Source organism: Collinsella sp. BA40 (assembly GCF_008014645.1).
Lineage (GTDB): Bacteria > Actinomycetota > Coriobacteriia > Coriobacteriales > Coriobacteriaceae > Collinsella.
In genome coordinates this window covers 77731-88279 of the sequence record NZ_VOWY01000006.1, presented here as the reverse complement: position 1 = coordinate 88279, position 10549 = coordinate 77731, and the positions used below count along the sequence as shown (strand labels likewise).

The following is a 10549-nucleotide window of genomic DNA, read 5'->3' as shown; positions in this document are numbered from 1 at the left end:
CCGATGGACCATGCTGAAAAACGAGGGCGGCCATGGTTGACAAAACCATAGAGACACCCCCCTGGTTCGCTTTCGCGGCCGGAGGCATCGGCCCCCGCTCCACCCGCGCCGAAAGCCCGAGGCCCCGGTCCCCGGTCGAATCTGACCGTGAGGCCGGGGCCTCGTCTCATGGATCGACTCGCTCGCTTCCGATCTGAGGGCTAGGCTTCCTCGACGACCAGGGGGACGAACTGGAAGGTCAGGCAGTCGACCAGGCCGCGGTTGGTGAGGCGCAGGTCGGGCAGGCAGGCAAGGGAGGTCAGGCCCATGGTCATGAAGGGCGAGGGCATGGTGCAGCCCATCTCCTCCCAGGCGCGCTCGAGGCGCTCGACTTCCGAAGCCACCTCCTCGAGCGGCTTGGTGCTCATGAGGCCCGCGACGGGCAGCTCGACCAGCCCGAGGACCTCTCCGTCGCGTACCGCCACGGCGCCGCCGCCGCAGGATGCGAGGGCGTTGGCAGCGATGGCCATGTCCTCGTCGTTATCGCCGATGACCAGCAGGTTATGGGCGTCGTGCGCGACGGTCTGGGCCAGCGCGCCATGGATGCCGTAGCCGCAGGTGAAGCCGTAGCCGAAGGTCCCGGTCTCGTGATGGCGCTCGAAGACGAAGGCCTTGAGGACGTCGCCCTCGGCGTCGGCGACGAGCTCTCCGTCCACGATCGGCACATCCAGATGGCGCTCGACGTTGCTCACGCGGCCGGAGACGGCCTCCATCACGCGCACGCGGGCGGTGTCGCCGGAAAGGGCGTTTCCCTCGCCGTCGACCGCCGGGATGCGGAAGGTCTCGGGCGAGATCTGTACGCCGAGATGCATGGTGTTGAGGATCCAGTCGGGATAGGCGGCGCCGTCGACCTCGAACAGGGCCCGACCGTCCTCGGCCACCACCTCGCCGTCGATCATGGTCATCTGCACGTCGAAGTCCGTGAGGCTGCCCATGAGGACCATGTCGGCGCACTTGCCCGGGGCGATGCTGCCGAGCTCGTGCTCCATGTGGAAGCAGGTCGCGGTGTTGATGGTCACCATCTGCAGCGCGACGAGCGGATCGATGCCCTCTGCCACGGCGCGGCGCAGGATGTGGTCCAGGTGCCCGTACTCGACGAGCGTGTTGGGGTGGGTGTCGTCCGAGATGAGGTTCATGAAGCGCGTGTCGATGTCGCCCGCGGTGATGGCCGGCGCGAGGTGGGCCAGGTCGCGCCACGCCGATCCCTCGCGGAGCTGTGCGTACTGGCCCAGGCGCACCTTGGCGAGCACGTCCTCGGCGCGCGTCGACTCGTGGTCGCAGCGCACGCCGCTGGAGACGTAGGCGTTGAGCCCGCGGTCGGTCTCGGGGACCGAGTAATGGCCGGTCACGCATGCGTCCGCCCGAAGCGTCGCCTCGATCTCGCCCATGGGGTGCTCGGCGGCGGCGAGAACGCCGGGGAAGTTCATCATCTCGCCCAGGCCCACCACAAAGTCCCAGGTCATGCTCTCCGCGATGTCCTTAGGGCCGATGGCGCTGCCCGTATCCTCGAAGCCGGGTACCGCCGGCACGCAGGAGGGCGTGGTGACCATGGCCTTGAGCGGCGTGCGGCGCGCGTCCTCGACCATGACCTTGACGCCGTCGAGCCCCACGACGTTGGCGACCTCATGGGGATCCCAGTAGATGCCCACGGTGCCGTGGGGCACGACGGCGCGCGCATACTGGGAGGCGCCCATCATGGACGATTCCACGTGGATGTGGCCGTCAAGAAAGCCAGGGGCCAGGTAGCGTCCGTCGGCGTCGATCACGCGGGTCCCCTCGCCGATGCAATGGGAGGCATCGCCCACGTAGGCGACGCGCCCGCAGGCTATGGCGACGTCGACGCCCTCTTGGACCTCGCGGGTGTTGACGTTCACGAGCTTCGCGCCTTTGATGACGGTCTCGGCGGGTTGGGTTCCCTGGGCGACGGCGATGAGGGTGGGGCTGCACTCCCATAGCGGCGCCTTGCAGAATGTATTGATCACGCGTGCTCCTTTCTACTGGGTTATTCATTGGCACCATCTTACCCATTTTCACAATTGCGGAGGAATCGCGAAAGCGAGTTGGGGTTTTTGTCGCATACGACCGCTTGTCGTGTTTTTCAACCGCTTATCGTGGATATTCGGCGGCCCTCTCGGAGGGAGGTGGTCGAGCTGGCGGGCGCCTGGGATATCGGGGATAATCGGGGACGTTGTGACAACGTTGAAAGGATGCTTATGAGCTTCGACGCACGTATCACCCGCCGCAGCGCCCTTGTGTTCGCGGCTTCGCTACTGCTTGCCGGCTGCGCTCCCGCAGCAACGGATGGATCTGCTCCGGCTGGCTCCATGGCCGGTAGCGCCGCCGTCTCGGATGCCGGCCCCGCTTGGGAGGCCACGCTGGACGCCGAGGCGCCCTTCCTTAACGTTAAGGGCCAAGAGGGCGCCGCCATGCCCGGCGACCTCTGGACGCAGCTCGATGATGGCACCATCCAGGTGCAGGTTGCCGGCTCCTCCATCCCCGAGCCCGCTGTCGACCGCGTGGATTTCGCCGACGGCGTCCTCACCCTCACCATGGCCGTGCCGGACGAGAACACCCCCGCCACCATGGACCTGGTGCTCCATCAGTTCATGGTGAAGCCGGTCGACAAGGCCGAGGTGAAGACTGTTAAGCTGATCCGCGGTTCCGACGAGGTCGAGCTCGCCCGCGGCGTTGTTGCGCCCGCTGTGGAGCTTGCCGAATAAGCCGCATTTCGCGTATCGCGCCTGCTATGCTAGGGCGCGCTATCGACTGGATGGCTCGCGGTGCCCGTTGTCGGACGGGTGCCGCGAGCTTTATGTATGGGGGCTCGCATGCTTGCAATCGGATGCCATCTTTCCACCACCAAGGGATACGAGGCGATGGGTAGGACCGCGCTGGATATCGGGGCCAACACGTTCGCCTTCTTCACGCGAAACCCGCGTGGCGGTAACGCCAAGGCGCTTGATCCGGCCGACGTGGCCGCCCTGCAGAAGCTGTTGGGCGACGAGGGGTTCGCGCGCCTGGTGGCGCACGCGCCTTACACCTATAATCCCTGCTCGGCAAAGGAACGGGCGCGTGAGTTCGCACTCCAGGCCATGGCTGAGGACCTGCAGCGATTGGAGATGCTTCCCGGCCACTACTACAATTTCCACCCCGGGGCCCATGTGGGGCAGGGTGCCGAGCGCGGCATCGAGCTGATCGTCGACTGCCTGTGCCAGGTGATGTTCGAGGGGCAGCGCACCACCGTGCTGCTCGAGACCATGGCTGGCAAGGGTACCGAGGTCGGCCGCAGCTTCGAAGAGATCGCGGCCATCATCCGCGGCGTCATCGCCCGTCGCCCCGAGCTCGATGGCCTACTGGGCGTGTGCATGGATACCTGCCATGTGAGCGATGCCGGCTACGATATCATCGGCGACCTCGATGGCGTGGTGGAGGAGTTCGACCGCGTGGTGGGGCTCGAGCGCCTGCGTGCGGTCCATATCAACGATTCCAAGAACCCGCGCGGCGCGCACAAGGACCGGCACGAGGTAATCGGCGGCGGCTACTTGGGCAATCCCGAGCTCGGAGGCGGCGAGTCCGTCTTGCAGGCGATCGTGACGCATCCGGCGTTGCGCGACCTGCCGTTTATTCTGGAGACCCCGCACGACGAGCTTTCCGGTTATGCGGAAGAGATCGCCTATCTGCGCGGGCTCGCGGATCGCTAGCGACTGCCGCTGCCGATGCCGCATCTGCCGCTGCAGGCATGCCGCCGTTTCCATCTTAATGTTCCTGTTATGGGAGGCCGTAGGGTCTCCCATATTTATGCATACACACCCTATGGGAACGGTATGCGAATATACAATTTGCACGTTAGGCAAGCTAGTTACTAGCACGGTGATAATGAGTAAAGTGTCGAGCCGCGACCCCATGTTTCACAAAGAATCAAAATGTTTTGCATAAAACAGCGTAGTCTGTGGTGTGTTTCGAATACAATTCTTTAGGCGCTGCATATTGTGTCTTTAGATTCTTATGCATGCATATCCTCGTATACTACCAGTTAAGGAACTTGTTCACATGAGAATAAGTGCGTCACGTATACGTTGGAAAGGATAGGTTATGCGTAAGATCGGTATGGGGATGGCTGTGGTTTCGACTGCGCTTGCCGGCGCTTTGATGCTTGCGGGGTGCGGCGGGGCTCCGAGTGCGAACGGTTCGTCGCACGATTCGCCTGATGGCGCAGAGATGCAGTTGGTGACGAACGGCGTGCTTACCGTCGGCACCTCCGCAGAGTACGAGCCGTTCGAGTATATGCAGGATGGCGAATATAAGGGCTTCGACCTCGATCTGGCTCGAGCGATCGCGGAAGACCTCGATCTTGAGCTGAAGATCGAGAACGTCGATTTCGACACGATCGTTCCGGGCGTGGCGTCGGGCGCTAAGTACGATGTGGGCATCGCCGCTATCACCGCCACGCCAGAGCGTGAGGACCAAGTCGATTTCACCGAGTCCTATTATCTCGATGACCAGGCGATCGTCACGATGGCCGATAACGCCGAGGTGACCGGCGACACCTGCTTCGACGTTTTGAATGCCGATGGCGTGAAGATCGCCGTGCAGTCCGGTTCGACCGCCGAGGCCTTTGCACGCGAGAACTTCCCGAAGGCCTCGTTGGTGCCCTTCAAGAACGCGACGGATTGCTTCGCTGCCGTCCAGTCGAACCAGGCGGTGGCCCTCGTGACCAATCGCTCCGTTGCGGCGCAGCTGGTGGCAACGTCCTTTACGAACGAGCATGTTATCAAGCAGGTTTCAACGGGCGAGGAGTATGCCATCGCTGTAGGCAAGGCAAATCCCGCTTTGAGGGAAGCCCTCGATGCGTCGATCGAGAAGCTCGCCGCCGACGGGACCATCGACGCGTTGATGGCGCAGTACAACATCAAATAGGTTGCGCATGGCTCGTGCGGGCTCGGTCGGCCGGGCCCGCACGATGGGGGATGCTGGGAGCTCGCCGCATATCGGCGGGATAATCTGCACGAAGGGGATACACGATGAAGATGAATGATGCGGTGCCGCTCTCCTCGCGGCTCGATGGCGGCGCCCGCACGCGGCGCGCGCTCCGCACCCTTGCCCTCGCTTGCTGCGCGCTGGTGCTTGCGGTCTGGGCGGGGATGTCGACGCCGCAGCGCGCCGATGCGCTAGAGGTCGAGAAGCTCACCTGTCGGCCTAATGGCGATTCGGGAAGCGAAGTGCTCGGCGGATCGGAGACGCGCATCACCTGGGAAGTCCAGGCTGCTGCTGACGAATCGCTCGCGGGGCTGAGCCTTACGGTTCCCGAGGGCACGGCGTATGAGACCGACGATCTGCGTCTCACCATGCTGTCCGGTGACGATCTAATGGATCGCGAGTTCATCGAGCCCGAAATCAAGCAGGACGGCGCGACGCTCCGCCTTGCGTTCCCCCAGGCAGCTCCTGCGGGACGATATTTCCGTCTCGAGGTCTACGGCGTCGTGTTCCCCGCGGCGGGCGGTGAGATGCAATGTCGCGGTGCGTACGAGCTTGCCGACGGAACCAGCCACGGTGTGGAGGGTATTCCCGCAGTCGCTATCACCGCGGTGACGCCGCTCGACCAGTTCAAGGTTTTTCTCGAGCAGCAGCCCTGGGTACAGGCATGGAATTCCAACACCTTCCTGCGCCTGTTCTTCAACCCCGTGCTCATCGTGAGCAGCCTGCCCATCATCTTCGGCGGCTTTCTCATGTCGCTTGCCATCGTGTTGCTGGCATTTCCCGTCGCGATCCCGTTCGGCTTCCTATTCGCCCTCATGCGACTTTCGAATTCGCGCATCTTGCGCGCACTGGCGGGGGTGTACGTGAACCTCATCCGCGGCACGCCGGCGTTTCTCCAGATCTACATCGCGTTCTTCGGCTTACCGCTTGCCGGCATCAACATCGATAACTATGCGCTCGGCGTGATCGTTATGGCCATGAACTCCGCTGCGTATCTGTGCGAGATTTTCCGTGCGGGCATCCAGTCGATTCCCAAGGGCCAGTCCGAGGCGGCGCGCTCGCTGGGCATGAACGCCGTGCAGACGATGGTCTATATCATCGTGCCGCAGACGTTCCGCAACGTTATCCCTACGCTCACCAGCGAGTTTATCCTGCTATATAAGGATACGTCGCTGCTTGCCGCCGTGGGCGTCATGGAGATCGTCATGTATGCCAAGACCATCGTCGCTACGACGGGCTCGATTACGCCCTATGTCGTGGCAGCGCTGTTCTACCTCGTCGTCACGCTGCCGCTCGCTCGCGTGGTGAGCGTGCTCGAGGCGCGTTTGATGGGGGCGACTGCCGGTACCTCGACCGGACCCGCGGCGAAGAAGCCGTTGAAGAGCGCGGGCACCGTGGTGCCGACGCCGCCCGACCATATCGCTGGTTTGTAAGGGAGCATGAAGATGAGCAATGTGAATGGTGCCGATATCGCGGTGAGCATCCGTGGTCTTCAGAAGAGCTTCGGCGATAACGTGGTGCTGCGTTCGATCGATCTGGATGTGCGTCGTGGCGAGGTCGTCGTGGTCCTGGGGCCGTCGGGATCGGGCAAGTCCACGATGCTGCGATGCGTGAACCTGCTTGAGACCCCCACGGGTGGTTCGATCGTTTTTAACGGCGAGGATATCACCAAGCGCGGCGTGGATATCAACAAGGTGCGCGCCAAGCTGGGCATGGTGTTTCAGCAGTTTAATCTGTTCCCCAATATGTCTGCAAAGAAGAACGTCATGATCGCGCAGGAGAAGGTGCTCAAGCGCTCGCGTGAAGAGGCCGAGGCGGTGGCGCTCGAAGAGCTTGCAAAGGTGGGCTTGGCCGACCGCGTTGATTTCATGCCCGGCCAGCTCTCCGGCGGTCAGCAGCAGCGCGTCGCCATCGCTCGTGCGCTGGCTATGAATCCAGAGGTGATGTTGTTCGACGAGGCGACGTCTGCCCTCGATCCAGAGCTCGTGCGCGACGTGTTGGGCGTCATGCGCGACCTCGCTCGTGACGGTATGACTATGATCGTGGTGACGCACGAGATGCAGTTCGCCCGCGATGTGGCCGACCGCGTGGTCTTCATGGACGGTGGCGTGATCGTGGAGGAAGGCACGCCCGAGGATGTGTTCGACCATCCGAAGTCAGAGCGCACAAAGGACTTCCTGGGCCATATCTCGTAGATCCGGCCGGGGGCGGGTGCATGGCGGCGATCGCCTTCGCCCTTGAGCGCCCCGCCGGTCATGGCCGCGCCCCGTATCCCAGTGCCTGCGGCTGGGGATACGGGGCGCTCGCCTCGAGGGCTTCTATAGGGCGCTGCGATAGATCTCGCGAGCGTCGTCGAGCGTGAGCACCTTGAAGCTGCCAAACGTTGCGCCGCGGTTGATCTCGAGTCCCGGGATCAGCGCGTCGATGTCCTCTTCGCGTACGCCGAGCTCATTCAGGCTGGCGGGCATGCCCATCGATACGAAGAACTCCTGAAGCTCGTCTATGGTTGCTTCGACGGCGTAGCCCACCGCGAGTTCGGGCTCGATATCGATGCCGTCTTCCTCGGGGTCGACGGGTTCGATATCGAAGACCTGCTTGCCGAACTCCAAGAAGCGCTCCGGATGCTCGGTCCATACGGCGCGCATCCACGCGGGGAATATCACCGCGAGTCCGGCGCCGTGGGTGATCGAGGTGTCGAAGGCCGAGAGCTCGTGTTCCAGTCCATGACATGTCCAGTCGCCGTCGCGACCGCTGGGTACGGCCATGCCGCATCCCGCTAGACCGTTGTGCGCGAGGGTGCCGATCCACATGAGCTCGGCCCGTGCGTCGTAGTCGTCGGGGTCGTCCATGACGCGGGTCGCCGCTTCCATGGCGGCGCGAATGAGCCCGCAGGCGACGTTGTCCGTGACGCCCACGGCGGGCTCGCCGGAAAAGAACCGCTCCATGATATGGGCGATCATGTCGGTCACGCCGGCCGCCGTCTGGTAGGGCGGCAGGGTAAAGGTGAGCTCCGGATCCATGAACGCGATGACCAGGCGGTTGAGGTCGGTGTTCACGCCGCATTTGAGGTGCTCGGCATCGTTGCTGATCACGCAGGAGTTCGATCCCTCCGAGCCCGAAGCGGGGATGGTGAGTACGCAGGCGAGCGGGATGCGGGCGCTCGGCGTGGCGCGTTTGCGGAAGAAATCCCACACGTCCCCGTCGTAGGGCGCACCGAGCGAGATGGCCTTGGCGCAGTCGATGGCGGAACCGCCGCCGACGGGGAGGATGATGTCGACGTCGTTTTCGCGGGCGCTGGCTATACCGCGGCGCACCAGTCCTATCTCGGGGTTCGGTCGGACGCCTCCCAGTTCGACGGTTTCGATCCCAGCGGCCTCGAGCGAGCGCTTCACGCGATCGAGCGTGCCGGCGCGCACCGCCGAGCCCTCGCCGTAGACGACGAGCGCGCGGCGGTATCCTTCCGCTGCGAGCACGGTGCCCACGGCGTCCGTCACGCCGCGGCCGAATTCGAAGCGCGTGGGCGAGTAGAAGGAAAAGTCGTTCATTGGTGCTCCTTAGCATGGGGTGCCGGTTCTCTCGTGCCTACGATACCCGATTGGCGCCCCGTGGGCGCCGTCATGGCCGAGCGTGCATCACGCCCGATGCGAGCGGCCCGCTTCCGCATCGCCGCCTCGCTCGATGGCGCGGATGTCGTCCAGGCCCACGACGGCGTGGGCGAGCCGAAGCTTGCGGAATGCGGGCTCGATGCTCTGGACGATATCGGTCCTCGTGATGTATCCGTCCCAATCGTAATAGGTTACGCGTACCAGGTCTCCCTTCTTCAGCTGCATGAGCTGGCGGGAAAGGGCTTCCGCCTCCTCTTCGGTGAGCTCGTGTTTGGGCTCCACGATGCGCTCCTGTTCGCGGGCGAGCTGGTAGTAGCCCGTCAGCGCGGCGAATGGCATGAACTGGGCTGCGCGGTCTGCTCGCTTATGGCCCGCGCGCGTGGTGCCCGAGGGCCGTTGCGGATTAGGCATGGTGTCCTCCAACCTGGTTGTTGCGCTCGCGCCCGGTGGCGCCGCGCTTGAAATTTGTTCCTTTGAGCAGGGCGTTTTTGCCGTAGCGCTGCTTGACGTCCAGCACGGTGCGCTGCAGCCTGCGCTCCTGCTCTTCCGCCTCTACGTCGCAGAAGAGGTCGTAGCTCGCCATCTCCTCGGGAATGAGGTTGCCCATGCCGATGTTGATGCGTCGGATGGGCCGTTTCGGATCGATCGTGTCGCGGAACAGATGGTCGAAATGGTGCATGAGGTGTTTGAACGAATTGGTCTGCTCGCCGATCTTTCGCTGCCCGCCGGCATGGGCGTAGGCCGCGCGCCCGGCGACGGGCCTGGTGCCGTGCTCGCCTGTGAACAATGGCCCCGCATGCGCCGCGCCGCCGCGCGCTCCTATGAGCGCGGTGTCGTCGAGTGCGCTGTGGCGCGCCGGATCGAGGCAGCCGGGGGGAAGGGCGTCGTTCGGAGCGGCGCCCCGGCCGTAGCCGACGTAGAGCGAGATGCGGTCGCATACGGCGCGCCGGTCCACGAGGTCGAGCGCCGAGGCGTCGACCATCTCGCGCAAGACGGTGTACGCCTCGGTATAGCTATAGTCGCGTGCGAGGACCTGCCCGTTGCTGAGCGATGTGGCGGCGGGCCGGTAGGCGTGGATATCCGCTATGGTGCAGGGTTCGCGTCCATGCGCATGGTCGATGAGGTATTCGGCGTTCACACCGAGCTCTCGATAGAGGATCTCCTCGTTGAGGGCGGCGACCCCCATGAGGTCGAAGACGTTGTAGCGGGCCAGGCGCGCGGCTATGCCGGGACCGATCCCCCATATGTCGGTGATGGGCCGGTGCGGCCAGATGAGGCGTCGGAACGAGTCGTCGTCGAGGACGCCGATGCCGTCCGGCACATGCTTCGCCGTGATATCGAGGGCGACCTTGGCCAGGAACAGGTTGGGTCCGATCCCCGCGGTGGCGCAGATGCCGGTGCGGGTCCGCACGGCGTCCATGAGGTGTCGGGCGAACTCGCGCGCCGTAAGGCCGTAGAGCGCGAGGTAGGGCGTCGCATCGATGAAGCACTCATCGATGGAATAGACGTGCACGTCTTCGGCGCTCACGTATTCCAGGTAGATGCCGTAGATCTTGGCGGATACCTCCATGTAATGGTGCATGCGCGGCTTGGCCATGATGTAGTCGACGTGCGCCGGGATGTCGAAGACGCGGCAGCGGTTGCGGATACCGAGCTTCTTCATGGCGGGCGTGATGGCCAGGCAGATGGTAGAGGGCCCGCGGTCGGGATCGGCCACGACAAGGTTGGTGGTAAAGGGGTCGCGCCCGCGGTCCGCGCATTCCACGCTCGCGTAGAACGTCTTCAAGTCGATGCAGATGTAGGTGCGTTGCGCGTCTCCCATGGCCACCCCTATGCGAACATACGTTTCTAGAACTTCTGTTCGATACTATACGCTCGCGCGGACGCCGTCAAAAGGGGGATGGGGGATAGAGCGGCGCATCGGTTGG

The 10549-nt window shown here is 63.8% G+C and carries 9 protein-coding genes; 5 read left to right on the top strand and 4 right to left on the bottom strand.

Going from position 1 to position 10549, the window contains the following annotated elements; genetic code table 11:
* Positions 1–200 precede the first annotated feature (200 nt).
* Entirely contained in the window at positions 201–2021 is a 1821-nt protein-coding gene (gene ade, locus E4J93_RS02555) for an adenine deaminase (protein ID WP_147587924.1), read from the bottom strand.
* A gap of 231 nt (positions 2022–2252) precedes the next feature.
* Here ade and E4J93_RS02550 point away from each other — a divergent pair, with 231 nt between their 5' ends.
* The 5 genes from E4J93_RS02550 to E4J93_RS02530 all read left to right on the top strand — a co-directional run bounded on the left by E4J93_RS02550 (position 2253) and on the right by E4J93_RS02530 (position 7211).
* Positions 2253–2759, top strand: a complete 507-nt coding sequence (locus E4J93_RS02550; protein WP_255431878.1) for a hypothetical protein — start codon at positions 2253–2255, stop codon at positions 2757–2759.
* A gap of 108 nt (positions 2760–2867) precedes the next feature.
* Positions 2868–3740, top strand: coding sequence for a deoxyribonuclease IV (locus E4J93_RS02545; RefSeq protein WP_147587922.1), 873 nt, complete (start codon positions 2868–2870; stop codon positions 3738–3740).
* A gap of 391 nt (positions 3741–4131) precedes the next feature.
* Positions 4132–4956, top strand: a complete 825-nt coding sequence (locus E4J93_RS02540) for an ABC transporter substrate-binding protein (protein WP_147587921.1) — start codon at positions 4132–4134, stop codon at positions 4954–4956.
* Between the two features lie 104 nt (positions 4957–5060).
* Entirely contained in the window at positions 5061–6449 is a 1389-nt protein-coding gene (locus tag E4J93_RS02535) for an amino acid ABC transporter permease (RefSeq protein WP_255431877.1), read from the top strand.
* Between the two features lie 12 nt (positions 6450–6461).
* Positions 6462–7211, top strand: a complete 750-nt coding sequence (locus tag E4J93_RS02530) for an amino acid ABC transporter ATP-binding protein (protein WP_147587920.1) — start codon at positions 6462–6464, stop codon at positions 7209–7211.
* Between the two features lie 123 nt (positions 7212–7334).
* Here the strand turns inward: E4J93_RS02530 and E4J93_RS02525 are convergent, their stop codons facing one another.
* The 3 genes from E4J93_RS02525 to E4J93_RS02515 all read right to left on the bottom strand — a co-directional run bounded on the left by E4J93_RS02525 (position 7335) and on the right by E4J93_RS02515 (position 10443).
* Positions 7335–8561 carry an iron-containing alcohol dehydrogenase gene (locus E4J93_RS02525; protein ID WP_147587919.1) on the bottom strand — a complete coding sequence of 409 codons (1227 nt, stop codon included), beginning with the start codon at positions 8559–8561 and terminating at the stop codon, positions 7335–7337.
* A gap of 87 nt (positions 8562–8648) precedes the next feature.
* Positions 8649–9032, bottom strand: a complete 384-nt coding sequence (locus E4J93_RS02520) for a hypothetical protein (protein ID WP_147587918.1) — start codon at positions 9030–9032, stop codon at positions 8649–8651.
* Complete coding sequence (locus E4J93_RS02515) at positions 9025–10443, bottom strand: DNA repair protein (RefSeq protein WP_147587917.1); 1419 nt, start codon at positions 10441–10443, stop codon at positions 9025–9027. Before E4J93_RS02515 ends, E4J93_RS02520 begins: the two co-directional genes overlap by 8 nt.
* Positions 10444–10549: the final 106 nt, after the last annotated feature.

Excerpts from the sequence above, each read along its gene's own strand:
- E4J93_RS02550 (WP_255431878.1), top strand. The coding sequence starts at position 2,253 with ATGAGCTTCGACGCACGTATCACCCGCCGCAGCGCCCTTGTGTTCGCG.
- E4J93_RS02545 (WP_147587922.1), top strand. The coding sequence starts at position 2,868 with ATGCTTGCAATCGGATGCCATCTTTCCACCACCAAGGGATACGAGGCG.
- E4J93_RS02540 (WP_147587921.1), top strand. The coding sequence starts at position 4,132 with ATGCGTAAGATCGGTATGGGGATGGCTGTGGTTTCGACTGCGCTTGCC.
- E4J93_RS02535 (WP_255431877.1), top strand. The coding sequence starts at position 5,061 with ATGAAGATGAATGATGCGGTGCCGCTCTCCTCGCGGCTCGATGGCGGC.
- E4J93_RS02530 (WP_147587920.1), top strand. The coding sequence starts at position 6,462 with ATGAGCAATGTGAATGGTGCCGATATCGCGGTGAGCATCCGTGGTCTT.
- E4J93_RS02525 (WP_147587919.1), bottom strand. The coding sequence starts at position 8,561 with ATGAACGACTTTTCCTTCTACTCGCCCACGCGCTTCGAATTCGGCCGC.
- E4J93_RS02520 (WP_147587918.1), bottom strand. The coding sequence starts at position 9,032 with ATGCCTAATCCGCAACGGCCCTCGGGCACCACGCGCGCGGGCCATAAG.
- E4J93_RS02515 (WP_147587917.1), bottom strand. The coding sequence starts at position 10,443 with ATGGGAGACGCGCAACGCACCTACATCTGCATCGACTTGAAGACGTTC.